The following is a 26,328-nucleotide window of genomic DNA, read 5'->3' on the forward strand; positions in this document are numbered from 1 at the left end:
CCCGGACACCACCAATGGTGTCCGGGGCGATTTACGTGCTGCAGCCCTAGATAAACAGGGCAATCACGTGCGCGGCGGCAGCGGCTCAGGCGCGAGGCGGGGGTGATTCTGCCGAACGGGGGGAACGTCCGTGGGCAACTCCGCAATCATTTCCCGAAGAATTCCGACTCCGTGCTCAAGTTGCGGGTCTTCCTGGGCCGCGTAGGCATGCGGCGGGAACGGCACTTCAATGTCCGGCTCAACGCCATAGTTCTCAACACCCCATTCCACGCCGCCTGTCATCCAGAAGGCGTAGCGGGGCTGCGTCACTCCCGTCCCGTCGGCAAGGTTGAAGCGCCCGTCGATTCCGACGACGCCGCCCCACGTCCGGGTGCCGATCACCGGTCCAATACCGCGTAGTTTCGATACCTGGGTGATGATGTCCCCGTCTGATCCCGCGAATTCGTCAGTCAGGATCACAACAGGGCCGCGCGGCGCGTGCGCCGGATAGGTTCCCGGCTGCTCCCCCCGAGGCAGCGACCAAGCTGTCACCTTCCTCCCGATGAGTTCAGCGACCAACTGGGAAGTATGTCCTCCACGGTTCCGACGCACGTCGATGATGACGCCATCTCGCTCGGTTTCACGGTCCAGGTCCCTATGCAACTGTGCCCAGCCCCTGGCAACCATGTCTGGAATATGGAGATAGCCAAACCGGTTCTCCGACGCCTCATGGACAATTGCGCGATTGGCACTGACCCAGTTCTGGTAGCGCAGGCGCTCCTCACTGCGCAGTGGTATCACCGCCACGCGCCGTACGGCAGGCTGGCCGCCGTCGTCGTCAGCCCTGGCAATCGTCAGCTCGACGGTGCGTCCGCCCGCTCCGGTCAGCAGCACGGACGGGCCGAGTTCAGGAGGTACCGGAATCCCGTCCACGGCCTGGACGATATCACCGGGGCGCACGCCCACGCCCGGTGCGCTCAAGGGAGAGGCGGCCTGCGGATCCGAGGACTCACCGGCGAAGATCCGGTCCACCTGCCATCCGCGGTCCGAGCGGCTCAACTCCGCACCGAGGAACCCCTGTGCACCGGCGCCCGGCTCGGAGGCGGGTGCGGGCGTGACGTAGGCATGGGAGGTACCCAACTCGCCGTGCAGCTCCCAGAGGACATCCACCAAATCATCATGCGAACCAATCCGGTCCAGGAGGGGTCGATAGCGATCGCGCACAGCCGCCCAGTCGAGTCCGCCCATATCCTCTGCCCAAAAGAAGTCCCGCTGCAGGCGCCAGGCATCCTCGAACCCCTGCCGCCAGACACTTGGCGGGTCGAGCAACACCCGGATCCGGTTCAGTTCCACGGTTATCCGCTCCTGCGAATCTGCCTCGACCGAACCTGACGTCGGGATAGCAGTCAATGCTCCATCTCGGATGACGACAGCGCGCTTACCATCGCCGCTGACCTCGAACGAGTCCGCTTCCTGCAGAAGAGTTGTGACGTCGCGCTTCACCGTGTCGAAACGCTCAAGCCGCTTCGCAGGCTCCTTGGCATCGGTCGTAGCGCGGCCGTCACCCGTGATGCCGGCAGTTTCGGCAGCAAGCCACAGGAGCCCACTCTCGACTGCGCGCAGCCCTTCGTAGGAGCCCTGCGGCACCGGAACCGAAATGATCCGTTCAGTCAGGCGCTCCGGGTCCACGTGGACGGACAATTTCGCGTCGTCGTCGTCAGCAACCTCCGCAGGCAGGTCGTGCACGGCGGGCCCGAATGGGGACGCCGTGTGATCCGACAGCGCAACGAGGAAGGGCTTGGTCGATGCAGGAAAGCTGAGGTCGAACCGGTGGGTGTCGTAAACCGGATCGAAGCTGCGGTCTGAGAGGAACGCGATGAAGCGGCAGTCCCGTGTGAAGGATGGTGCATGATCACGGAAACGCCCGTCTGTCAGGTCCAGGATGTTGGCATCCCGGGTGACGCGCGCGAGCCTTATGCGTGTGCGTGCACCTTCTCCGGTGACCGGCTCAGCCCAGACCAGCCAGGCAGAATCCGGCGAAAACGCGAGGTCGTCTATTGCGCCATGAGGCGTGGTTGAGAGCGTGAATGTGCCATGTTGGCCCACCTCATGAATGAGGATCTCCCCCATCTCGCCTGCCAGCGCCACATACCGGCCGTCCGGGCTCACCGCGAGGTTGCTGGCACGAAACCTCCCTTCGAACGGGACTCGGATGACGGAAGGGCTAGCGGCACTGTCCTGGGCAGCGAGTACAGCCTTCTCCGCCCCGGCGTCGTCGTCCTGGTTCGGGTCCCCACTTTCCGCGGCGTCAGCGGGCAATGCCGCCGGAACCGGAGCCGGCAGGCCGACACCGGCGCTGGGCGCCTCCCGCCGGGCCGCAGAAGGCGGTGCGGGCACGTCAGTGTCGAAGATGTTGCGGATATAGAGGGATTCCTCTCCCTCGTGATCGGAAATATAGGCGACACGGTTATGTCCGAGCGGTCTGCCGAGCCGGGACCGCACGCCCGAAGTGGCATCCACCACCCGCGATGGTCCGTCACGGTGCGTCAGCAGATGCAGCGTGCCGTGCGCTTCGATGATGCTTGCGCGTCCGTCCTCGACCGGGACCGCCACTGCCAGATGCCGCGAGACATCGAGTGCCTGCGGCCTGCGGCCGACCGAAGCTGAACCGAGGGTGATGTCCAGTTCCTTCGGGTCTGCATCGAGGCCATCGAGCAACCACAGGGCGCCTGCCGATTCGAAGACAACCCGGTTGCCGTCGGTCGCGGCATGGCGGACGTAGAACTCTTCATGGTCTGTGTGGCGCCGCAGGTCCTCGCCGTTCGGCGTTACCGAGTAAAGATTGCCGTACCCTTCATGGTCAGAGAGGAAAGCGAGCCGGCCGCCTACCCACATCGGGTCCGTGAGGTTGCCGTCCAGATCCGGGAGGAACCGCGTGAAGTCGCCCGATCCGTCCGGGTCCATCCACAGCTTGCCCGCTGTGCCGCCCCGGTAGCGTTTCCACCAGGCCTGTTCGCGGGTCATGACGCTTGCGATCACCACAGGGCGCTCGTCACCGACTTCCTCGCCGTAGACGATCGCTTCAACTGGACCGTAAGGGATAACTTCCTGGGCAGAACCGTCCAACGGCACCCGATAGGCCCACGCATGGCGGGGATCCTCGTGGCGGAAGGCACTGGTCGCAAGGACCTGTCCGTCGGCGGTGAACCCTTTCACCTTTGTGCTTTGATGGCCCCAGTAGGTGAGCCGCCGGAAGTTCCCACCGCCGGAGTCGGCTGCAACGACCTCGGGTGCCGAGCCCTGCACGACGGTCCACGCGATCACCGAGCCGTCGGGTGAGAATCGCGGATTCCGGACGGGCTGCTGAAGCGCCGAGATCCGCCATGCCCTCCCTCCCGTGAGCGGAGCGACCCAGACGTCGTTTTCAGCCGCGAAGGTGATGAGGTCACCGGACAGGTGTGGATAGCGCAGGTAGTGAGAAGAACCCATTGTCCGATCATAGTCACACCGAATACTGCTTCTCAGGCAGCGTCAGGTTCGTGGACGGCCGCTATCCTCCAGAGGCCCTCCTCCCGCTTCAGCACGAATATAAGATTCTGGGAAGTTGCTTTCGGAACAGTTCGCACTGTTGTGCCGTCTGCGTCAACAACCGTATAGGCCGAGGTCACCGCCGTGGCGGCAACCGCCGCGCTGTCCTTGTCTGCGTTCTCAAGCTGAGCATTACGAACCTCCGTGAGCCGCACGCTCAGTCCTTGGAACACCTGGTCCTCAGCCTGCAACCCAGTAACGACTTCCCGGTCGGCTGCCATCGTTTCCGAGTCGGCCACGTTCACATGCGCGAGCAGTCCCGGATCCGCGGTGGCGAGGGCCCGGGCGCGCACGGCGGCCAGGGCCGTCAGCACCTCGACGGGGTCATCAGCGGCGAGCCTGGCACGCAGTTCCGGCGAAAGCAGACTCTCGGATGTACCGGATCCTTGTGCCGCTCCGAGGGGCGTGGGTTCGGAACCACTATCTCGATGTGCTGCTTCGACGAGGCCGGGGCCGGCCACGAAAGCCCCGCAGATTACAAGCACCGCCGCGACCACGCCGAGAACGACGGCGAACGGTCCCCCTCCGCGTCCGGCGCGCGGCTCCGAACGGCCCGCAGGTACCTGACGCCGCCGTGCGCCGGCTTTCCGCCGCAACCCCCTGTCCTTCGCCTTTGCGCGGACCGGGAATCTTCGCTTCGGCGCCTCCGGCATGTTCCGGGCTGCGCGGCGTGTCAGCAACTGTGGCAGCACTGAGGGATGAACGGATCCGACAAGGTCCAGCGGCTGTGGAGCAGCCGAACGAAGCACTGCGAGCGAGAATTCCCTCGCAGAGGGCCTGCGTACCGGATCCTCATCGAGGCCTGCCTCCAGGACTTCGAGCAGTTCGGCGGGAACGTCCGGCACGATCAGCGTCAGCGGCGGCCGCTGCAGCGCTGGACCGGCTGATTGTCCCGTCAGGCAGTACCACCCGAGCGATGCCAGCGAATACACATCTGCCGACGTATTCAGCCGTGCATCTTGCCGCTCCGCGGGATCGCAGAAGCCGGGCGTGCCGCCCATTCCACCGCTTCCTTCGCCGAGCAGCCTCCCGACACCGAGATCGCCGAGCAGTGGTTTTCCTTCCGCGCTGAAGAGCACGTTGCCGGGGGAAACATCGCCGTGCAGGACAGCTTCAGCGTGAAGGTACGCCAGCGCCTGCGCGATCGGAGCGAGGACCGTCACTGTCTCGCCCACGCCGAGCCGCCCCCGCGCGGCAAGAAGACTGAGCAATGAACCGCCGCCTGCGTAGGACATCAACAGCCCCGGACCCTGGTCTGTCGGAATCACTTCCCGAACGGAAAGCACGTGCGGGTGGGACAATCTGCCGAGTATGGCTACTTCCCTTCGAAGCTCACCCAACTCGGACTGGCTCGCCTCGCCAGCGGGAAATACCTTCAGCGCCCACGGCTGAGCTGAGCGTTCGTCCATCACCAGCCATGCGGCCGCAGTGCCTCCCACACCGAGCAGTCTTTCGGTACGGTAACCACTGACCCGCGGGGGAAGACATGCGGACGATTCGCCCACCGTCCCGGCGGCAGTCTGTCGGAGGAAGTTATCCATGTATACCAGTCTGGAATAGTTCCGTTCCTCGTGCAGAACTTATCCACAGGCTGCTTGGGGCTCCCAACATGTGAGATACGTCGCGTGAATGTGAGATCCCCCGCGCTCAGGCTTAGGCTTGAAAGATGACGCTGGAGTTCTCACGAATCGGATTCGACCCTCATTTCGTCGATTACCTCGAAGGTTGGGACCGGCAACGTGCACTGCACGAAGCGGTCGTGGCCGGAACGTCCCCCAGTACGGTCCTCCTGCTCGAACATTCACCCGTATACACTGCGGGGAAACGTACGGAGGAGCACGAAAAGCCTTTCGACGGCACACCGGTGGTGCCGGTGGACCGCGGCGGAAAGTTAACCTGGCACGGCCCAGGTCAACTGGTTGGCTACCCGATCCTGGCACTTCCCGAACCGACACGGGTTGCCGACTACGTTGCGATCCTTGAGGAAGTTATCATCGCTGTCCTGTCGGATTACGCCATCAAAGGCATCCGGATCGAAGGCAGATCCGGCGTTTGGCTCGATGCGGATGAGCGTGGACCAGCACGCAAGATCGGCGCGATCGGAATCCGGATCAACCGGCGTGTCACTATGCACGGCTTCGCCATCAACTGCAGCAATGACCTGGCGCCCTACGCGCAGATAGTTCCCTGCGGTATTACGGACGCCGGCGTCACAAGCATCTCGGCCGAAGTAGGCCGCAGGGTTTCACCGACAGACATCGTTTCGCGGATCGAGGAAGAACTGCGCAAGAATGAAAAGTCACTGGTCCTCGGCCGGACGGGCGAACCCCGCGGAACCGAAGCAGCACAAGCCGCCGGTAACGACCGGCCGGAAGGAGCTTTACTGTGAGCCTTGCCCCTGAGGGACGGCGCCTCCTACGCGTCGAAGCGCGCAACGCGGCCATTCCCGTCGAACGCAAGCCGGACTGGATCAAGGCCAAAGTGAATATTGGACCTGAGTTCGTCGGTATGAAGAATTTGGTCAAGAAGGAAGGACTCCACACGGTCTGCGAAGAAGCAGGCTGCCCCAACATCTTCGAATGCTGGGAGGATAAGGAGGCAACCTTCCTGATCGGTGGCTCGGAATGCACCCGTCGCTGCGACTTCTGCCAGATCGACACCGGACGTCCCGCACCCCTCGACCGCAGCGAACCCTTCAAGGTTGCCCAGTCTGTGCAGTCCATGAACCTTCGCTATGCAACGGTCACCGGCGTCGCCCGCGACGACCTGGAGGATGAGGGCGTCTGGTTGTACGCCGAAACCATCAGGCAGATTCACGCGCTGAATCCGGGAACCGGCGTCGAAATTCTCATCCCGGACTTCTCGGGCAACCCGGAACACATCGCCGGCATTTGCGACGCCAGTCCGGAGGTTTTCGCACACAACGTCGAGACCGTTCCACGCATCTTCAAGCGGATTCGTCCCGCCTTCCGGTACGAACGCTCCCTGGACGTCATCACGCAGGGCCGGGATCGCGGCATGGTGACCAAATCAAACCTGATCCTGGGCATGGGCGAGACCCGCGAGGAAATTTCCGAAGCTTTGCGGGACCTGCATGCGGCAGGCTGCGACCTCATCACCATCACTCAGTACTTGCGCCCCAGCGAGCGGCATCTTCCGGTGGATCGCTGGGTCAAGCCGCAGGAGTTCGTCGAGTTGCAGCAGGAGGCCGATGAGATCGGGTTCCTCGGCGTGATGAGCGGCCCCTTGGTGCGTTCCTCGTACCGTGCAGGGCGCCTTTGGGCCCGCGCGATGCGAAAAAAGGGACTTGAGCTGCCTCCAGAGCTTGCGCACATCGAGGATTCCGGAAGTACCCTTCAGGAAGCATCAAGCCTGATTGCAGGCTGAGCCCGCAGACCTTAAGACAGCTCCACCTGCAACGGACGTTCCCTCCGGCGGACGTCGCAGGCACTGAATCACGTAGACTTGGATCACTATGGCCAACAGCACTGACACAGACGGATCCAGCCCAAAGCGTCGCTTTTTCTCGCGTAAACCAAAGGCAGACAAGCCCCCGAAGAAGCCGGGAACAATGAAGCGCGTCGCCGAGGTCTTCAACATGACCCGGCGGAATGATCCCAACGTCATCTGGATCATGGTGCTGGCATTCCTTGCCATCATCGCGGTTGGCCTCCTGATCGGTTTCCTGATCCGCAATGTGGTGACGATGGTCATCATCGCAGTGCCGCTCGCATTCCTCGCGGCCCTGTTCATCCTGTCGAGGCGCGCTGAGCGAGCGGCGTTCGCCCAGATCGAGGGCAAGCCGGGTGCTGCCGGCGCCGCAATGAGCGTGCTCCGCCGAGGCTGGATTCTGAAGGATGAGCCGGTGGCCGTGAATCCACGCTCCCAGGATGCGGTATTCCGCGCAATTGGCCGTCCCGGCGTCGTGCTCGTTGCCGAGGGACCCGTCACCAGGGTAAAACAACTCGTTGACGCCGAGCGGCGAAAAATGAGCCGGATTGTTCCCGGTGTTCCCGTGCACGTCATCCACGCCGGGCGCGGTGAAGGGCAGGTTCCCTTGCAGCGGGTAGCCAAAAAAATGCAGAAGATGAAAAAGAGCCTGACGCGTCAGGAAGTTGCTGCGGTGGATAAGCGGCTCAATGCGCTCGGTACCCGGATGCCCATCCCGAAGGGTGTCGACCCCTTCAAGGCGCGTCCCGACCGCAAGGCAATGCGCGGACGCTAGGCGGCTCGGGCCTTCGCGTTTTACCGCCCATCTTCGCCGCAGTCCGCTACTTTCCCGGCTTACCGGATGCGCACCAAAACAGTGCGGGCCGCGCGGTCGTGTAGCCCGCGCTGGTCTTCATCGAAGACGACAGCGGGAATCACCAGGCAGATCAGCACGGTACGGACAATCGCCGCGCCAAGGCCGGCAGCGCGCCCGTTGACACCTTGGACCTGCATCCCGAACAGCCGATGGCCAACGCTGTAGCCGAGCGTCCCGACAAGAAGCATTTGTTCCAGCGCGAAGATGCCGAGGGTGGCCAGGCCGTCGTAGTTGAAGAAAGCAGCAGAGATAAGGCTACAGAGAGCCCAGTCCACGGCCAGGGCACCCAACCGCCGTCCCGGGCGGGCAATGGAGCCTCCACCCTCCCGGGTGCGCCCGAGTCGCTTGCCGGGCCAATGCCCTTCTCCGCGGGAGGGCGGGCCCTCAAGCCAGGAGCTTATGTCTCTGCGATCAACCACCCGCTCACTCTATCGCGCGGTCGGGACGCGTTTCAGGGCGGCGAATGCCCACTTCGCGGACAGGACGGTGCCGGCTTGAGCAGCGTTCGATAGGCTGGTCACCAAGGCGCCCGAAACTGAGCGCCGGTTAAGTTACATGCCGGAAACAATCGCGACACCAGTGGGTAACTGCGAATTCCTAGTGTTGACACTGTTGCGGCCACATCAGGTGATGCCATGCGGCGGTTCCAGTTGTGCTACCGGCCCCGGTCGCCCTCCCCGAATATGCGTAAGGAGCATAATCCGATGTTCAAGAATGCGGACGAAGTCCTCAAGTACATCGCTGACGAAGATGTGAAATTCGTTGACGTCCGGTTCACCGACCTCCCTGGGGTGCAGCAGCACTTCAACGTTCCCGCGAAGTCCGTCGACGCCGACTTCTTCGTGGACGGCCAGTTGTTCGACGGGTCGTCGATCCGCGGATTCCAGGGCATCGCAGAATCGGACATGCAGCTGATCCCGGACGTCACCACCGCGTTCATCGATCCGTTCCGCATCGAGAAGACACTGGCCCTCAACTTCTCCATCGTGAATCCCCGCACCGGCGACCCTTACCACCGCGATCCGCGAGGCGTTGCTGAGCGCGCTGAAGCGTACCTAGCCTCCACAGGCATCGCAGACACCGCCTTCTTCGCTCCCGAGGCCGAGTTCTACATCTTCGAGGACGTCCGGTACGAGTCCAAGCCTGAATCCAGCTTCTACAAGCTCGATTCGATCGAGGCTCCCTGGAACACCGGCCGCGAGGAAGTCGGCGGAAACCTTGGCAACAAGACGCCTTTCAAGGGCGGTTACTTCCCGGTCTCCCCCGTGGACAAGCAGGCTGACCTGCGCGACGCAATCTGCATCGAACTCGACAACGTGGGTCTCGAGGTAGAGCGTTCCCACCATGAGGTGGGCGGTGCCGGGCAGGCTGAGATCAACTACAAGTTCACCACTATGGTGCACGCAGCCGATGACCTGCAGAAGTTCAAGTACATCGTCAAGAACGTTGCAAACGCGTGGGGCAAGTCGGCAACGTTCATGCCCAAGCCGATCTTCGGCGATAACGGTTCCGGCATGCACTGCCACCAGTCGCTGTGGAGCAACGGTGAACCCTTGTTCTACGACGAGCGCGGTTACGCCGGGCTGTCCGATCTTGCCCGCTGGTACATCGGCGGCGTTTTGAAGCATGCGTCAGCGGTACTGGCGTTCACCAACCCGACGGTGAACTCCTACCGCCGGCTGGTCAAGGGCTTCGAGGCCCCCGTGAACATGGTCTACTCGCAGGGTAACCGCTCGGCGGGCATCCGCATCCCGATCACAGGTTCCAACCCGAAGGCCAAGCGCATCGAGTTCCGCGCACCGGATCCCTCCTCCAACCCGTACCTCGCCTTTGCCGCGCAGCTCATGGCCGGCCTCGACGGAATCAAGAACCGCATCGAGCCTGCAGATCCGATCGACAAGGACCTTTACGAGCTGCCTGCCGAGGAAGCCAAGGACATTCAGAAGGCTCCCGGCTCGTTGGAGGAAGCACTGCTTGCCCTCGAAGCCGACAACGAGTTCCTCCAGGCCGGCGGTGTATTCACCCAGGACCTGATCGACACCTGGATCGCCTACAAGCGCGAAGTGGAAATCACGCCGCTTGCCGCCCGCCCCAACCCCTATGAATTCGAGCTGTACTACGGCGTCTAAGTCGTCGTAACCGCCGGAAGGGCCGCACCAAACGGTGCGGCCCTTCTGCGTCCACGGTGGAATCCTGCGTCAGTCACCGTAACCGTAGAAGTAGCGCTCAAAAATCGCGCGGCTACGGCGGGTCAGGCGCAGGTAATCCTCCTCCAGCTCCGCTCCCTTGCCCGGGCCGTAAGCGCACCAGCGCGCCACCGCCTCGAGATCACGCCTCGAGGAGGGCAAGAGATCGGAAGTCTTCCCGCTCCAAACCATGTTCGCCGCGCGGATCCGCGAAGTAAGGCGCCAGCTGCTACGCAAGGTCGCGACGTCGTCGGCTGGTAGGAGACCATGCTCCAGTACCGCATCCATCGCACCGAGGGTGGAGGTGGTGCGTAACTCCGCCACGGAATCCGCGTGCTGCAGCTGGATGAGCTGGATAAGCCACTCAACGTCCGATAACCCGCCACGTCCCAGCTTCAGATGGCGCGAGGGGTCAGCGCCGCGCGGAAGCCGTTCGGACTCCATGCGCGCCTTGAGCCGGCGAATCTCACGGATGTCCGTGTCAGTAAGCCCTCCTGCATAGCGGATGGGGTCGATGAGCTCGACGAAAGCTCCGGCAAGGTCGTCGTTGCCTGCGATCGGGAGTGCGCGCAGCAGCGCTTGGGTTTCCCAGACCAACGACCAGCGCCGGTAGTACTCCCGGAAAGACTCAAGGGAGCGCACCAGCGGGCCCTTCTTGCCTTCCGGACGAAGATCGGCGTCAACCTCCAAAACCCTCTCGGCGAGGATGGCAGGGGCGCAAGACTGCTGGAGGAGCTGCCGGAGCTGGCTGACGATGCGCTCGGCCTGGGCTTGAGCTTCCCCGGAATCAGCTCCGTTCCGCGGCCGGTGTACGTACATGACGTCGGCATCCGAGCCATAGGTAATCTCACGGCCGCCTTGCCGTCCCATCGCCACGACGACGACGTCGGTAAGCGGCGCCTCAGCAGCGTGCACCACGCCCTCGGCCACGTTCAGCGCACCCAGGATGGCCGCACGGTCCGTATCAGCGAGCGCACAGCCAACCTCCTCCTGATTAAGAAGACCGGAGCTGTCAGCGATGGCTATGCGGAGTGTCTCGCGCCTTCGGATCAGACGAATCAGACGCATGGCTTCCCGCGGTTCCGGGTGGCGGGACATCTTCGACTGGATTTCCTGCCACTGCGTGTTGAAGTTCGCTGGAACCAGTTCCTTGTCGGAGCCCAGCCATTTCGTAGATTCCGAGGAGACCTCCAGCAGATCCGTGATGAATCGGCTGGAGGAGAGAATGTGGCACAGGCGTTCGGCGGCTGCCTTGGAGTCACGAAGCATGCCCAGATACCAGTGGGTCTCCCCCAGCGACTCGCTCAACCGCCGGAACCCCAGCAGGCCGGCATCGGGATCCACTCCGTCTGCCAACCAGTCGAGCAGTACCGGCAATAACTGGCGTTGGAGGGCGGACCGGCGGCTGATTCCGATGGTCAGCGCCTCGATGTGGCGCAACGCGCCACGCGGATCGAGGTACCCGAGCGCGGCGAGACGGGCCTGCGCAGCTTCCGCCGTGAGCTTGACCTCGTCGACGCTCAGGTTGGCTGCAGCATTCAGCAGCGGGCGGTAGAAGATCGACTCATGCAACCGACGCACCAGCCGTTTGGTCTGCTGCCACTGATCCATTAGGCCAGCGGCCGCCGGACGGGTCTCCAGCAGCGAGCTGGACGATGACTTGGCGAGTGCCTTCAGGCTCGCCTCGTCCTCGGGCATCAGATGTGTCCTACGCATGTGCACCAGCTGTATGCGGTGCTCCAGCACGCGCAGATAACGGTATGCCAGGTCGAATGCCTGCGCGTCCCGTCGGCCGATATAGCCGCCGGAGCTCAGGGCTGCGATTGCCGACGTAGTTGCCTGGGTGCGCAGCGACTCATCCGCCTTACCATGCACCAGCTGCAGCAGTTGAACCGTGAATTCCACGTCGCGTAGTCCGCCGGAGCCCAGCTTGAGCTGGCGGTTGACTTCGTGCGTCGGAATGTTCTCCGTTACGCGCCGCCTCATCGACTGCACCGATTCGACGAAGCCTTCGCGCTCCGAGGACGCCCACACCAGTTCCGCTACCGCCTCGGCGTAGCGCGCGCCGAGAATCGCGTCTCCGGCGATTGGCCGTGCCTTCAGCAGAGCCTGGAACTCCCAACTTTTCGCCCATCGGCCGTAATAGGTGAGGTGGGAATCCAGTGTGCGCACCAGCGGACCGTCCTTGCCCTCGGGCCGGAGGTTCGCGTCTACTTCCCACAGAGCGGGTTCACGTCCAGCCGAAGTGATGGCGCGGGAGATGCCCGATGCCAGGGCAGTCCCAATTCGAACGGCCAGGTCTTCGTCAAGTCCGTCCGCGTCGATGACGTAGATGACGTCGACGTCGGAGATGTAGTTGAGTTCACCCGCGCCACACTTGCCCATCCCGATGATGGACAGGGCAACCGCGGCCACGTCCGCGGCGGAGAACGAGGACGCGAGTTCGGCCCGCGATACAGCCAGGGCTGCCTCGAGCGCCGCAGCCGCGAGGTCCGCCAACTCAAGCCCCACCAAAGGCATGAAGTCTGTGGGGGACGCAGCACCAAGGTCGCGGATCGCAAGTTCGGTGAGATGCCGTCGATAGCGGGTGCGCAGCGCGCGGTACGCCTCCTCTCCGGTCAGCTTCGCCACCGGTTGATGATCCCCGGGCTCCGCTCCGACTGAGTGCAGAAGGGCGGTCCGCAACGCGCCGGCATCTGCCCGTCCCGGTTCGGCGCTGGGTCGCGTCCGCACCACGTCGGTGTGTTCCGGGTGTCGCATCAGGAACTCCGCGAGTGCTTCCGAGGCGCCGAGGAGTCTGAACAGGGCCTCGGAATCGGAGCCTCCCGCGCTGACCAGCGACGAAAGTTCGGGCTGGACCGCGAGCAGACGCACCAGCGACTGCAGGGCGAGGTCAGGATTCGCTGCATAGGACAACCCGCTGAACAAGCTGTCCTCGGGGACATCACGGAGCTCCCCGGCAGCGAGGAACCTGCTGCTCTTCTCCAGATCGGTGAAGCCCCTGGTGATCAGATCCCTATTCAGGCTCATTGCACGCCTTTCGATCACAGGATGCCGAGGTTGCGCCTCAGCTCATACGGCGTCACCTGGATACGGTAGTCATGCCATTCGGCGCGCTTGTTACGCAGGAAGTTCTCGTAAACCTGTTCACCGAGGATTTCAGCAACCAGTTCGGAGTCCTCCATTGCCCGTACTGCATCGTGCAGGCTTGCCGGCAGCGGATCATGTCCCATCGCGCGCCGTTCGGCCGCCGTCAGGCTCCACACATCGTCCTCAGCGCCGGGCGGCAGCTCATAACCCTCTTCAATACCCTTGAGCCCGGCTCCCAACAGGACAGAGTAGGCGAGGTACGGGTTCGTCGCGGAGTCGATTCCCCGGTACTCGATTCGGGCGGACTGCCCCTTGTTCGGCTTGTACAGAGGGACCCTTACCAGGGCCGACCGGTTGTTGTGGCCCCAGGACAAATAACTCGGAGCTTCCCCGCCGCCCCATAGCCGCTTGTAGGAATTGACGAACTGATTTGTTACGGCAGTGAATTCAGGCGCATGATGCAGGATGCCCGCAATGAACTGCCGCGCAGTCCTGGATAGCTGGAACTCGGCGCCGGCCTCAAAGAAGGCGTTGGTGTCACCCTCGAACAGAGAAAAGTGCGTGTGCATGCCGGATCCGGGATAGTCCGAAAAAGGCTTTGGCATGAAGGTGGCATAGCTGTTCTGGGTGAGCGCCACTTCTTTGATGACCGTTCTGAAAGTCATGATGTTGTCGGCGGTCTGGAGAGCGTCGGCATACCGCAGGTCTATCTCGTTCTGGCCCGGGCCGGCCTCGTGGTGGCTGAACTCCACGGAAATCCCTACCGATTCCAGCATTGCCACGGCCGTCCGACGGAAATCCTGCGCCACGCCTCCCGGCACATGATCGAAATACCCCGCCTGATCCACAGGGACGGGTTGCCCGTCCGGTCCCAGTTCGTCCGATTTCAGGAGGTAGAACTCGATCTCCGGGTGGGTGTAGCAGGTGAAACCCATGTCCGCGGCCTTGGCGAGGGTCCGCTTGAGCACACCTCGGGGATCGGCCGCGGAGGGCTGACCGTCCGGAGTGAGAATGTCGCAGAACATGCGGGACGTCTGCTCCTTCTCTCCCCGCCACGGCAGGATCTGGAAAGTTGACGGGTCCGGCTGCGCCAGCATGTCCGATTCGAAAACCCGGGCGAGCCCCTCGATGGAAGAGCCGTCGAACCCCAGGCCCTCCTCGAATGCGCCCTCCACCTCGGCAGGCGCCAGCGCCACCGACTTCAGCGAGCCGACGACGTCGGTGAACCACAGGCGGACGAAGCGGACGTCGCGTTCCTCAATGGTTCGTAGGACGAACTCCTGCTGCCGATCCATTCCTGCCCTCTTTCCCTTCGCGGATGACTCGATCCACCTGCAGGCCGCAAGCGACCCGCGCGTTCCGGCCCTGCGGCCCGTTGCTCACTCTACTGATATCGGCCAGCCACCGCGCCAACTCAAGCGCTGAGGACAGGTTCGTGCCCAGTATGTCTGCATTGTGTTACGGCTGGGTTACCTGGTGTCGTAGCGCCAGTAGCGCCCACTGGCCCCCCGCACCTCGCTGCGCTCGGCACGGGCCCTAAGCCAGTAGCGCCCACTGGCCCCCCACACCTCGCTGCGCTCGGCACGGGCCCCTGCCAGTAGGCTTAGGTGCATGAATTCCGCGGAGATTCCTGCCCCTTACGGAAGCGGTTCGCCTGAGGCCAGTCCGGCGTCGTCCTCGCTTCCTGCCCGGATCCGGACGCACCATCTACAGGCGGCGAAGGATGAGGGCCGACGCTTCGCCATGCTGACGGCGTATGACCAGTACTCGGCCGAAATATTCGATGGCGCCGGAATCGAGGTGCTTCTGGTCGGCGACTCGGCAGCGAACAACGTGCTGGGCCACGCCACCACGCTCCCGATCACCCTTGACGACATGATTCTGTTTTCCCGCGCAGTAACCCGGGGCGCATCGCGGGCTTTGGTAGTCGCGGATCTCCCGTTCGGCAGCTACGAGGTCTCTGCCACCCAGGCGGTGGAATCATCCATCCGGCTCATGAAGGAGGGGTTGGTGCACGCCGTGAAGATGGAGGGCGGAAAGGACCATGCCGAAACAGTGCGCGCGATTGTCCGCGCCGGAATTCCCGTCATGGCACATATCGGTTTCACTCCCCAGAGCGAGCATTCCCTCGGCGGCTACCGGGTACAGGGCCGTGGTGAGGCCGGCCGGCACGTGGTCGACGACGCCGTTGCACTGGCCGAGGCGGGCGCCTTCTGCGTGCTGATGGAAATGGTTCCCGCGGACATCGCGGCCGAAGTGGACCGCTCCATCCCTGTGCCCACGATCGGAATCGGTGCAGGGTCAGCAACTACCGGTCAGGTGCTCGTGTGGCAGGACATGGCCGGATTACGTCACGGAAAACAGGCGAAGTTCGTGAAGCAGTTCGCTGATGTCCGTTCGGTCCTGGCAGACGCCGCCCGGACCTATGGGGAAGAGGTACGCGAAGGCACTTTCCCGGGGCCGGAGCACAGCTTCTAGCGGACTGCTCAGTCCTCGTCCTGCGCTTCCCAGGCCCTGTTACGCTCCTGGACTTTCTCGAGCGCGCGCTCCGCTTCAATTCTGGTTTGGTAGGGCCCGATGAGCTGGCTCCAGTCCGACTGGGCGTCTTCTTCGACCTCGTGGGTTTGGACGTTGTACCAGTACTGCACCATGGACGGCCTCCTTAGTCTTCGCTCACGCTTTTCGGCGCCAAAGTTCTCCACCGATAGGATCAAGGGTATGCCCCATCATTCCTCTATCGCACCCGTCGGCACGCTTGAGCCGGGGACGCTGAGCCCTCCGCGCGCAGTGCCGTCATCGATTATGCGACCGGAGTATGTCGGCAAGGCGGGTCCGGCGAAGTTCGAAGGATCAGAAGTTAAGTCAGCGGAACAAATCGAGAAGATCCGCCGTGCCGGGAAGCTGGCCGCACAGGCAATCCAGGAGGTGGGACGCCACATTGAGCCGGGCGTCACCACCGATTACCTGGACGCCCTGGGTCATCAGTTCCTGATCGACCACGGCGCCTATCCGTCGACGCTGGGTTACCGCGGATTCCCGAAGTCGCTGTGCTCCTCGCTGAACGAGGTGATCTGCCATGGAATACCCGACTCCACGGTGCTGCAGGACGGCGACATCATCAACATCGACATCACGGCGTACCTCGACGGCATGCACGGAGACACGAACTACACCTTCCCGGTAGGCGACGTGGACGAGGAGTCCCGCCTGTTGGTCGAGCGAACCCAGGAAGCCCTCAACCGCGCCATCAAAGCGGTCGCCCCCGGCCGGGAGATCAACATCATCGGACGCGCGATTGAAGCCTATGCCAGGAGATTCGGTTACGGCGTTGTCCGAGACTTCACCGGCCACGGCGTCGGCGAAGCCTTCCACACCGGCCTGATCATCCCCCACTATGACGCCGCACCGGCATACAACCAGCTCATCAAGCCGGGCATGGTGTTCACAATCGAGCCCATGCTTACCCTGGGCTCCATCGATTGGGACATGTGGCCTGATAACTGGACCGTAGTGACGAAGGACCGCAGGAGAACCGCCCAGTTCGAGCACACGCTTGTAGTCACGGACACTGGTGCCGAAGTTCTGACCGTGCCGTAACAGCATCCGGCAACACCAGCACCATCGACGCAGCCCCTCACTGCAGAACCGACAATCAACACACGATCCCTGGAGAATCATGGGCAAGAGCAGCAACAGCAACAAGCACGACAGGAACCTGCCAGCCACGATCATCGGCATCGACATCGGCGGAACCGGTATCAAGGGCGGCATCGTGGACCTTGCCGAGGGTGCGATCATCGGCGAAAGGTTCCGGGTGGAAACTCCCCAGCCAGCCACACCCGAGGCTGTGGCCGTAGTCGTGGCGGACATCGTTGCTGAGCTTTCCACCCGCGAAGGCGCTCCCGCACAGACCCTGCCGATCGGCGTCACGTTTCCCGCAATCATCCAGCACGGCGTTGCACGCTCGGCAGCCAACGTTGACGAGAGCTGGATCGACACCGATGTGGATGCGCTCTTCACAAAGGTCCTCAGCCGCGACGTCCATGTCATCAACGACGCCGACGCCGCCGGCCTCGCCGAGGTTCAGTACGGCGCAGGCAAGGGCGTCAACGGAACGGTGCTCGTCATCACGCTGGGGACGGGCATCGGTTCCGCGTTCATCTTCGACGGCAAGCTTGTGCCCAACGCCGAGCTTGGCCACCTGGAGATCGACGGGCACGACGCCGAGACCCAGGCTTCGGCTGTAGCCCGGGAACGGTTGGGGCTGAACTGGGAAGAGTACTCCGTCAAGTTGCAGCGATACTTCTCCCATGTAGAGTTCCTGTTCTCCCCGGAACTTTTCATTGTCGGCGGCGGGATCTCCAAGCGCAGCAAGGACTTCCTACCCAACCTCTCACTGCGCACACCCATCATCCCGGCAGAGCTGCGTAACCACGCGGGCATCGTTGGAGCTGCCCTTCAGGCAGCGCTGCATTTCAAGAGCGAACCCGTCGAAGCCCAGTGAGAGCCGCGGCGGTCGTCACCGGCGCCAGCCGCGGGATAGGAGCCGCGATCGCCCTGCGCTGCGCGCGGTACGGTTACGCGGTTGTGGTGAATTATTCGCAGGACGAAGCAGGGGCTGCCCGTGTTGTCGCGGACATCCGCAGCCAGGGCGGGACTGCGGTCGCCGCACAGGGCGATGTCAGCGATCCGGCGGCGGTCGACCGCATCTTTGCTGCCGCCGGACACCTTGGCCCGTTGAAGGCGGTCATCAATAACGCCGGCATCACTGGCGACCTCATTGGTCCGCTGGTTGACGTGCCGGCCGAGGTGCTGTCGCGGGTTGCCTCCGTAAACGTGTTGGGACCCCTGCTCGTGTGCCAGGCAGCGATCCGTTGCATGGCGCTGGACGCTGGTGGTGAAGGAGGCCAGATCGTCAATATCTCGTCGACGGCCACCAAACAGGGTTCGCCGAACACGTGGGTTCATTACGCAGCCACCAAAGGGGCGGTCGACGTGCTTACCGTCGGTCTCGCGTCCGAGGTGGCCGCCCGCGGTATCCGGGTCAACGGGGTCGCGCCCGGGAGCACCAACACCGGACTGCATGCAGCTGCGGGCGTGCCCGACCGCGTGCAACGCCTCAATCACACGATCCCCATGGGACGGGCTGCGGAGCCCGACGAAGTGGCTAATGCGGTGTCCTGGCTACTGTCGGATGAGGCAGCTTACATCACCGGTGTGATTCTTCCCGTCAGCGGCGGACGCTGAGAGTACCAGGACGACGGCGCGGCCTCGCGTAATCTTGCACGCACCTGCGCGTGTGTCCGGTTTGTTGGTGCCGGTGGTGGCTGCGGCTTCCCCTCCGCTGCCACCACCGGAGCTTAGGTGGCCGTCAGCGGCCGTTGGGCTCCCGACGGAGCCTTCTGGGATGAACTATCTGCCTCGCGACGCAGTTTCTCAATGGCCTTCTCGAAGTCTTCGAGCGAGTCGAATCCCTGGTAGACGCTCGCGAACCGGAGATACGCGACCTGGTCGAGATTCTGCAGCGGCCCAAGGATGGCCAGACCTACCTCGTGCGCATCGATCTCAGCTACGCCGCTGGCACGAATGGACTCCTCAACTTCCTGCGCGAGCAATGCGAGGTCGTCTTCAGTGACAGGGCGGCCCTGACATGCCTTACGCACACCGCTTACCACCTTGCCGCGGCTGAACGGCTCACCAACACCGGAGCGTTTGATCACGGAAAGGCTGGTTGTCTCTACCGTGGTGAAGCGTTTGCCGCACTCCGGGCATTGGCGCCGCCTGCGAATCGCCGAACCGTCATCAGCCAAACGGCTGTCCACAACCCGTGAATCGGAACTACGGCAGAACGGACAATACATTCCACCCTCGATTCGACGTTGGCTCGGTTACGCTACTGGATGCTCCTCGTGTGTCCATTCTAGAACTAGATGTAGTGAAACTACAACAGTGTGATTACTACATGTGGTGGTTCAGTGCCCGTCGAACCGCACTTTGACCGCGTCCCCGTGGCCGGGTAGGTCCTCTGCCTCAGCCAGGCTGACCACGTGCTGGGCAACCTCGCGCAGCGCATTGGCGCTGTAGTCGATCACCTGCATAGACCGCAGGAATGTGTGCACCCCCAGCCCCGAAGCGAACGCGGGGGTCCCGGCTGTGGGCAGGACGTGATTCGATCCGGCGCAGTAGTCTCCCAGGCTGACGGGACTGTACTCACCGACAAACACCGCACCGGCGTTGCGGATGCGCGCGGCCACGGTAGCTGCTTCGACGGTGTGGATTTCGAGGTGCTCGGCGGCGTACGCATCACAAACAGCGATTCCCTGTTCAATGTCATCGACCAGGATGATGCCCGACTGCGGTCCGGACAGCGCCGTCTCCACCCGTTCCCGATGGCTTGTTGAAGCAACTTGGGCCCACAATTCGCCGCGGACAGCGGACGCCAATGCTTCCGATGGCGTCACGAGAACGGACGCGGCATTCGGATCGTGTTCGGCCTGGCTGATGAGATCAGCGGCGACCAACCGCGGCTGGGCGGTGTCATCCGCGAGCACCGCTATTTCGGTAGTACCCGCCTCAGCGTCGATCCCCACCACACCCCGGACCAGGCGCTTGGCTGTTGCGACATAGATGTTGCCGGGTCCGGTAACCACGTTGACCGGCTCTATCGGAGCTCTGTCCGCATCCCCGTGCACGCCGTAGGCAAACGCGGCGATGGCCTGCGCACCGCCGATGGCATAGACCTCGTCGATGCCGAGCAGCGCCGCAGCGGCGAGGATCACCGGATGTGGCTGCCCGCCGAACTCCTTCTGCGGCGGTGAGGCAAGGGCAATTGACTCAACACCGGCTGCCTGGGCCGGCACCACATTCATGACCACGGATGATGCCAACACTGCCAGCCCTCCGGGCACGTACAGACCCGCCCGCCCAACAGGCACCCAACGGTGGGTGAGAGCTGCACCGGGTCGGATGTCCACCGTGACATCTTCGGGCTTCTGCGCCTGTGCGAAGGTGCGGGCGCGCTCGATTGACTCCTCCAGTGCTGCCCGGACCTCCGGTGCAAGTGCTTTGAGCGCCTGCTTCAGAGCGGCTACCGGTACTCGCGGGTGAGACTGCTCGACGCCGTCGAACCGCTCGGCAAGCTCGCTTAGCGCGGCGAACCCGCGAGTACGGACGCTATCCAGTATTTCCTCGACGCGACCTGCGACTGACTCAAAGGAAGCCGCGGAGCTCCGAGGCATTGCCGCTCGCAACTCGGCCGCAGACAACTTCGCTCCGCGAAGGTCAATAGTCCGAAAAGCGTCGAAAGATACTGGTGCGGTCTGGGAAGTCACGAGCCCAATTCTACGGGGACGAAGAAGAGCCAGAACCTTTCATGACGGATGGCAGTTCGAACCTAACGACGAGGACGCATCAAGAGCAGCCCAAGCAGCGAAGCAATGAACACAACCAACGCCGTGGCTGCAGGCCAGATCAGCGCCACACCGAGCGAACGCAGTACAAAGGGAAACTCCTCACCGACTGGTCCGCCAAAGAGCGAGCCAAGCCATTGACCCACGACGACGGCAAGCACGGAGCCCAGGAGTCCTCCCGCGACAGCAGCAAAAACCCGCTGCCAGGCGCCGGGAAGGTCAACACGGTTGGTCAGCAGCCACCCAACGACGACGCCGGCCGCCAACTCAAGCCCGCCGAGCACAAGATCGCGCGCGAGCCAGCTCTCCGCAAAGGCCCGGTCCCCGTACAGTGCACCTCCCGGCGACGCCAACCACCAGATGATGCCGAGCAACGGGCCGAGGATGGTAGTTGCTGCCGCCCACCACACGAGCGACGACGGCGGCACCGGAGTCTCTTCGGCGGGACCGGCATAGACCGGCGGCGGGTAGGCCCCGGGCCTGGCGGCTGATTCCTGCATCTGTCTACCCTAACCCTCGCATCTCACCCAATTCACGCATCAAGGCACGCTGGCCCGAGCAGCACCTTGAGATCGCCAAACAGCGCAGGCGTGGGATTGACCCTCAGGTCCACGGGAAGCGAAAGCACTGAGAGTTGGCGTTCCTGCCTCACATGCAGCCGAACTTCGGAAGTACCCCGGTGCTGGCGCAGTACGGACCCGAGTTCGTTGATCACGGGTTCGGTTGCCCGGTGGTGCAGGAGTGAGATGACCACCGGCCCGGAGTGCCCCTCGGTGAGGTCCGGAACCGAGAGCTCCTGCGCATTCAGGGTGACTGTGCCGTCGTCACGCCTCTGCAGGCGCCCGCGGACCACCACGATCAGGTCTTCCGCCAGCACGGATGCGATCGGTCCGTACACCTGACCGAAGAACATGACCTCCATCGAGCCCCCGAGGTCCTCGATCTCGGCCCGCGCGTACGCGTTTCCGCTGTTCTTCGCGATCCTGCGCTGCAGCGAGGTGATCATGCCTGCGATAGTGACGATGGCGCCGTCGGCCGGGCCATCTTCGCCTATGACGGAGGTGATCGCGGAATCGGCGTGCTGGCTCAGAAGGCCCTCGAGACCCTGCAACGGGTGATCCGACACATACAGTCCGAGCATGTCGCGCTCGAACGCAAGCTTGTCCTTCTTTGCCCACTCGGGGAGATCGGGCACATCGACCGTAAGCCCGGTTCCGGCGCTGGGATCATCGAACGCGCTGAATAGGTCGAACTGGTTCGCCGCCTCATTGCGTTTGAGGACGACGACGGAGTCCACGGCTTCCTCATGAATCATCGCCAGGGCACGGCGGGGGTGTCCGAGCGAATCGAATGCTCCAGCCTTGATCAGGGATTCGATGGTGCGTTTGTTGCAGACAACGGCCGGGACTTTCTGCAGGAAATCCGAGAAGGATTCGAAGGCGCCCTTCTCTTCCCGGGCAGCAACCATGGCGCCCACGACGTTTGCCCCGACGTTGCGGATTGCCCCCATGCCGAACCGGATATCGGTGCCCACAGGAGTGAAGTTGACGCTCGACTCATTGACGTCGGGCGGCAGGACCGTAATTCCAAGCCGCCGGCACTCGTTCAGGTAAATGGCCAGCTTGTCCTTGTCATCGCCCACGCTGGTCAGGAGCGCTGCCATGTATTCGGCTGGATAGTGCGCCTTCAGATAGGCGGTCCAGTAAGACACCAATCCATAGGCGGCGGAGTGCGCCTTATTGAACGCATAATCGGAGAAGGGAAGCAAGATGTCCCACAGGGTCTTTACCGCTGCATCCGAATATCCATTGTCATGCATACCCTGGGAGAAGCCCTCGAACTGCTTGTCCAGTTCAGCCTTCTTCTTCTTGCCCATGGCACGCCGAAGAATGTCCGCCTGGCCCAAGGAATAGCCGGCCAGCTTCTGCGCAATGGCCATAACCTGCTCCTGATAGACGATCAGTCCGTACGTCTGTCCCAGGATCTCGGACAGAGGTTCCGCAAGCTCCGGGTGGATCGGTGTGACTTCCTGCAGGCCGGTCTTTCGGAGGGCGTAATTGGTGTGTGAGTTGGCACCCATCGGCCCCGGCCGGTACAGGGCGCCTACGGCCGAAATGTCTTCGAAGTTGTCGGGACGCATGAGCTTCAAGAGCGAACGCATCGGACCGCCGTCGAGCTGAAACACGCCCAGGGTGTCGCCGCGCGCAAGGAGTTCGTACGTGAGCTTGTCATCCAACTGCAGATCTTCCAGGATCAGATCCATATCCTGGGTGAGCTTGATGTTTTCCACCGCGTCGGTGATGATCGTGAGGTTCCTCAACCCGAGGAAATCCATCTTGATCAGGCCGAGACCCTCGCAGGTGGGGTAGTCGAACTGCGTGATGATCTGGCCGTCCTGGTCGCGGCGCATGATGGGGATGATGTCGATGAGCGGTTCGCTCGACATGATCACACCGGCGGCGTGCACACCCCACTGCCGCTTCAAGCCCTCAAGGCCGAGAGCGGTTTCGAAGACCTTCTGCGCGTCGGCGTCCGCTTTCAGCAGTTCACGCAGTTCCTCTGCCTCCGAGTAGCGCTTGGCTTCCTTGTTGTGCACATCCGCGAGGGCCACACCCTTGCCCATGACGTCCGGCGGCATAGCCTTGGTCAGCCGCTCCCCCATGGAGAACGGGTAACCCATGACGCGTGAGGAGTCCTTGAGCGCCTGCTTGCCCTTGATGGTGCCGTATGTGACGATCATGGCCACGCGCTCGTCACCGTACTTCTCGGTGACGTAACGGATCACCTCGGGGCGGCGACGATCGTCAAAGTCGACGTCGAAGTCGGGCATGGAAACCCGCTCCGGGTTGAGGAAGCGCTCGAAGATGAGTCCGTGGCGCAGCGGATCAAGGTCCGTGATCCGCATGGCATAGGCCACCATGGACCCAGCACCCGATCCGCGGCCAGGACCCACACGGATCCCCTGGCTCTTGGCCCAATTGATGAAGTCGGCCACCACGAGGAAGTAGCCGGGGAACCCCATCTGAGCGATAACTCCAACTTCGAACTCCGCCTGCTTGCGGACATCATCCGGGATCCCTTCCGGATACCGGTAATGAAGCCCCGTCTCGACCTCCTTCACAAACCACGACTGCTCGTTTTCCCCTTCAGGCACGGGGAAGCGCGGCATGTAGTTTGCGTTCGTGTTGAACTCGACGTTGCACCGCTCGGCGATGAGCAGGGTGTTGTCGCAAGCATCCGGGTAGTCACGGAAGATGGACCGCATTTCTGCCGGCGACTTCAGGTAGAACTCATCGGCGTCGAACTTAAAGCGCTTGGGGTCAGCCATAGTGGACCCCGACTGGACGCACAGCAGTGCAGCGTGCGCTTTCGAGTCTTCGGCGTGGGTGTAGTGGAGGTCGTTCGTGGCAACCAGCGGAAGGCCCAGCTCCCGTGCCAGCTTGATCAGGTCCGCCTGCACGTTCCGTTCGATATCCAGCCCATGGTCCATCAGTTCACAGAAGAAGTTCTCGGGGCCGAAGATGTCCCGGAAATCTGAAGCTGCCTGCATCGCTTCCCGGTACAGGCCCAGCCGCAGTTTGGTCTGCACCTCCCCGGAGGGGCACCCCGTGGTTGCAATCAGTCCCTTGCCGTAGGTCTGCAGCAGATCGCGGTCCATACGTGGCTTGTAGAGATATCCCTCCAGTGAAGCGAGGGAAGACATCCGGAAAAGGTTGTGCATACCCTCGGTTGTTTCCGACCAGAGTGTCATGTGAGTGTAGGCACCGGCGCCCGATACGTCGTCGCGTCCTCCTCCGCCCCACTTCACGCGCGTCTTATCGGCACGTGCCGTTCCCGGGGTGAGATACGCCTCCACCCCGACGATCGGCTTCACGCCGGCATTGCGCGCCTTGTTCCAGAAGTCGAAGGCTCCGAAGACGAACCCGTGGTCCGTGGTGGCCAGCGCATTCATACCGAGTTCGGCGGTGTGGCTGAACAGGTCGCTCAGTCGCGCCGCACCGTCCAGCATGGAGTACTCGGTGTGATTGTGAAGGTGGACGAAGGAGTCATTGGCGACTCGGGAGGACGGAGCTGAAGAAACCACCAACTCATTCTAGCGAGCACCGACCAGGCATCCGGGGCGCACCGGGCGGGTGTCGGATTCAGATAGTCCCGCCGGCCAACGCGTCCAGGGCATACCGCAGGTCCATCGGGAACTTGCTGTCAATCACAACCCGCTCGCCGCTGCGGGGATGCTCGAACGAAAGTTGGCTGGCGTGCAGCCACTGGCGTGTGAGGCCCAGCTCTGCTGCGAGCCGTGGATCAGCACCGTAGGTGAGGTCCCCTGCACACGGGTGATGTATCGCCGAAAAATGGACGCGGATCTGGTGGGTACGGCCGGTCTCCAGGCGTACCCTGAGCAGGCTGGCCCTGCCGAACGCCTCCTCCACCGAATAATGGGTGATCGAAGGACGTCCGTCCTCCATGACGGCGAACTTCCAGTCGTGGGCGGGATGGCGTCCAATGGGTGCGTCAATGGTGCCTTCGAGCGGATCGGGCAGACCCTGGACGAGCGCGTGGTACTGCTTGCCTACCGTCCGGTCTTTGAAGGCACGCTTCAACAGGGTGTAGGCGTGCTCCGACTTCGCTACCGCCATGGCCCCGGACGTGCCTACATCAAGGCGGTGAACTATGCCTGCCCGCTCGGGGGCGCCCGAGGTGGAGATTCGATAGCCTGCCGCGGCCAGTGCGCCGACTACCGTTGGGCCCACCCAACCGGGAGAAGGGTGCGCGGCCACGCCCACCGGCTTGTCTATAACCACGAAGTCATCATCGTCGAGGAGGATTTTCATCCCCTCAACTGCTTCCGGCACCACTTCGAGTGGGTTCCGTTCGACGGGCACGACGACGGTGAGGGTAGTCCCAGCCACAGCCTTGGCGGATTTCTGCACCGCAACACCTTCGATCATGACAGCGCCCGCCGCACACCATGCGGCGACTGTCGAGCGGGACTCTCCCGTCAACGCGGCCAGCGCGGCATCGATACGCTGGCCGGCCGCCGAGTCGGGTATGGCGTAACTGCTAGGGCCGCTCGTCATCGTTCACCCCGGCGTCCGGAGCTTCTTTTCGCTCCTGGTTGTCTGCTTCCTTGTTGTCCGTTTCGTTGCTTCGGCGCCCGTCGAGCCCGATGCCGCGGAGGGTAAGCAGACAGATCAGCACGACGCCGCTCACCACCGCGCTGTCAGCGATGTTGAAGATGGCGAAGTTCGGGAGCGCGATGAAATCGACAACATGTCCCTGGCCGAATGCCGGTTCCCGGAAGAGACGGTCAGTGAGGTTACCCAGCGCGCCACCAAGGACGAGTCCGAGGGCAACAGCCCATCCCCAGGAAGCGACCTTGCGGATCTGGGTGATAATTGCCACCGATACCAGAGCCTGGATGATCGTGAATACCCAGGTGATTTCCGTGCCGATAGAGAAGGCCGCGCCGGAGTTTCGGATGAAATGCCAGCTCAGCACCGGAGGGAGAACTTCGGTGATCTGGCCTTCAACCATGGTCGAGACCACCCAGATCTTCGTCAGTTGGTCGAAGATATAAGCAATCAGTGTGCACGCGACGAGCAGCAGCGCATAGCGGGCTCCGATCCGCTTGCCATGCTTTGCGTGGTTGCGGCCGGACTCTGGATTCGGAACAGAAGGTTGCTCGGTCATTGATGCTTTCGATAGTGCGCGCCTGGCTGCGGCGCTTGGACGCTTAGCTCGCCATCCAGCGTACGGCAAGGGCCGACTG

The 26,328-nt window shown here is 62.9% G+C and carries 20 protein-coding genes; 8 read left to right on the forward strand and 12 right to left on the reverse strand.

All coding sequences use genetic code 11. The features are described 5' to 3' along the window. Positions 1–63: 63 nt before the first annotated feature. A complete protein-coding gene (locus ACX80C_RS01870; protein ID WP_459324518.1) occupies positions 64–3,468 on the reverse strand; it encodes a S41 family peptidase in 3,405 nt (1,134 codons plus the stop codon). Between the two features lie 32 nt (positions 3,469–3,500). After that, complete coding sequence (locus ACX80C_RS01875; RefSeq protein ID WP_459324519.1) at positions 3,501–5,108, reverse strand: serine/threonine protein kinase; 1,608 nt, start codon at positions 5,106–5,108, stop codon at positions 3,501–3,503. Between the two features lie 125 nt (positions 5,109–5,233). Between ACX80C_RS01875 and lipB the strand changes: the two genes are divergently transcribed. The 3 genes from lipB (at position 5,234) to ACX80C_RS01890 (ending at position 7,792) form a co-directional block, all read left to right on the forward strand. Further along, positions 5,234–5,956 carry a lipoyl(octanoyl) transferase LipB gene (lipB, locus tag ACX80C_RS01880; RefSeq protein ID WP_459324520.1) on the forward strand — a complete coding sequence of 241 codons (723 nt, stop codon included), beginning with the start codon at positions 5,234–5,236 and terminating at the stop codon, positions 5,954–5,956. Next, positions 5,953–6,954, forward strand: coding sequence for a lipoyl synthase (gene lipA, locus ACX80C_RS01885; RefSeq protein WP_459324521.1), 1,002 nt, complete (start codon positions 5,953–5,955; stop codon positions 6,952–6,954). The genes lipB and lipA overlap by 4 nt, the downstream gene beginning before the upstream one ends. 88 nt (positions 6,955–7,042) lie before the next feature. After that, on the forward strand, positions 7,043–7,792 hold the full coding sequence (locus ACX80C_RS01890) for a DUF4191 domain-containing protein (RefSeq protein WP_459324522.1): 750 nt from the start codon (positions 7,043–7,045) through the stop codon (positions 7,790–7,792). Positions 7,793–7,851: 59 nt separating this feature from the next. On the opposite strand, the gene ACX80C_RS01895 is transcribed toward ACX80C_RS01890, so the two are convergent. Continuing rightward, positions 7,852–8,292 carry an RDD family protein gene (locus ACX80C_RS01895; RefSeq protein ID WP_459324523.1) on the reverse strand — a complete coding sequence of 147 codons (441 nt, stop codon included), beginning with the start codon at positions 8,290–8,292 and terminating at the stop codon, positions 7,852–7,854. Between the two features lie 285 nt (positions 8,293–8,577). Here ACX80C_RS01895 and glnA (ACX80C_RS01900) point away from each other — a divergent pair, with 285 nt between their 5' ends. Next, positions 8,578–10,002 (forward strand): type I glutamate--ammonia ligase, encoded by a 1,425-nt coding sequence (gene glnA, locus ACX80C_RS01900; protein WP_459324524.1) that lies wholly within the window; start codon positions 8,578–8,580, stop codon positions 10,000–10,002. A 69-nt stretch (positions 10,003–10,071) separates the two neighbouring features. On the opposite strand, the gene ACX80C_RS01905 is transcribed toward glnA (ACX80C_RS01900), so the two are convergent. Further along, complete coding sequence (locus ACX80C_RS01905; protein ID WP_459324525.1) at positions 10,072–13,089, reverse strand: bifunctional [glutamine synthetase] adenylyltransferase/[glutamine synthetase]-adenylyl-L-tyrosine phosphorylase; 3,018 nt, start codon at positions 13,087–13,089, stop codon at positions 10,072–10,074. Between the two features lie 14 nt (positions 13,090–13,103). Then, complete coding sequence (gene glnA / locus ACX80C_RS01910; RefSeq protein WP_459324526.1) at positions 13,104–14,444, reverse strand: type I glutamate--ammonia ligase; 1,341 nt, start codon at positions 14,442–14,444, stop codon at positions 13,104–13,106. Positions 14,445–14,760: 316 nt separating this feature from the next. Here glnA (ACX80C_RS01910) and panB point away from each other — a divergent pair, with 316 nt between their 5' ends. Next, complete coding sequence (gene panB, locus ACX80C_RS01915) at positions 14,761–15,627, forward strand: 3-methyl-2-oxobutanoate hydroxymethyltransferase (protein ID WP_459324527.1); 867 nt, start codon at positions 14,761–14,763, stop codon at positions 15,625–15,627. 8 nt (positions 15,628–15,635) lie between these two features. Here panB and ACX80C_RS01920 read toward each other — a convergent pair whose 3' ends face one another. Then, a complete protein-coding gene (locus ACX80C_RS01920; RefSeq protein WP_459324528.1) occupies positions 15,636–15,800 on the reverse strand; it encodes an SPOR domain-containing protein in 165 nt (54 codons plus the stop codon). 67 nt (positions 15,801–15,867) lie between these two features. Between ACX80C_RS01920 and map the strand changes: the two genes are divergently transcribed. The 3 genes from map (at position 15,868) to ACX80C_RS01935 (ending at position 18,396) form a co-directional block, all read left to right on the forward strand. Then, positions 15,868–16,746, forward strand: a complete 879-nt coding sequence (gene map / locus ACX80C_RS01925) for a type I methionyl aminopeptidase (RefSeq protein WP_459324529.1) — start codon at positions 15,868–15,870, stop codon at positions 16,744–16,746. 79 nt (positions 16,747–16,825) lie between these two features. Next, complete coding sequence (gene ppgK / locus ACX80C_RS01930; protein WP_459324530.1) at positions 16,826–17,653, forward strand: polyphosphate--glucose phosphotransferase; 828 nt, start codon at positions 16,826–16,828, stop codon at positions 17,651–17,653. Beyond that, a complete protein-coding gene (locus ACX80C_RS01935; RefSeq protein ID WP_459324531.1) occupies positions 17,650–18,396 on the forward strand; it encodes an SDR family oxidoreductase in 747 nt (248 codons plus the stop codon). Before ppgK ends, ACX80C_RS01935 begins: the two co-directional genes overlap by 4 nt. A 113-nt stretch (positions 18,397–18,509) precedes the next feature. On the opposite strand, the gene nrdR is transcribed toward ACX80C_RS01935, so the two are convergent. The 6 genes from nrdR to lspA form a co-directional block, all read right to left on the reverse strand. Then, the gene (gene nrdR, locus ACX80C_RS01940; protein WP_167995882.1) at positions 18,510–19,010 is read right to left on the reverse strand and encodes a transcriptional regulator NrdR; all 501 of its coding nucleotides are present in this window, start codon (positions 19,008–19,010) and stop codon (positions 18,510–18,512) included. Between the two features lie 111 nt (positions 19,011–19,121). Further along, positions 19,122–20,480: a histidinol dehydrogenase gene (hisD, locus tag ACX80C_RS01945; RefSeq protein WP_459324532.1), complete on the reverse strand. Its 1,359-nt coding sequence runs from the start codon at positions 20,478–20,480 to the stop codon at positions 19,122–19,124. 62 nt (positions 20,481–20,542) lie between these two features. Continuing rightward, positions 20,543–21,058, reverse strand: a complete 516-nt coding sequence (locus ACX80C_RS01950) for a hypothetical protein (protein ID WP_459324533.1) — start codon at positions 21,056–21,058, stop codon at positions 20,543–20,545. A gap of 32 nt (positions 21,059–21,090) precedes the next feature. Further along, positions 21,091–24,642, reverse strand: a complete 3,552-nt coding sequence (dnaE, locus tag ACX80C_RS01955) for a DNA polymerase III subunit alpha (protein WP_459324534.1) — start codon at positions 24,640–24,642, stop codon at positions 21,091–21,093. A gap of 58 nt (positions 24,643–24,700) precedes the next feature. Then, positions 24,701–25,636, reverse strand: a complete 936-nt coding sequence (locus ACX80C_RS01960; RefSeq protein ID WP_459324535.1) for an RluA family pseudouridine synthase — start codon at positions 25,634–25,636, stop codon at positions 24,701–24,703. Beyond that, positions 25,620–26,249: a signal peptidase II gene (gene lspA, locus ACX80C_RS01965; RefSeq protein WP_459324536.1), complete on the reverse strand. Its 630-nt coding sequence runs from the start codon at positions 26,247–26,249 to the stop codon at positions 25,620–25,622. Before lspA ends, ACX80C_RS01960 begins: the two co-directional genes overlap by 17 nt. Between the last annotated feature and the right edge of the window lie 79 nt (positions 26,250–26,328).

This window comes from Arthrobacter tecti (assembly GCF_054511355.1).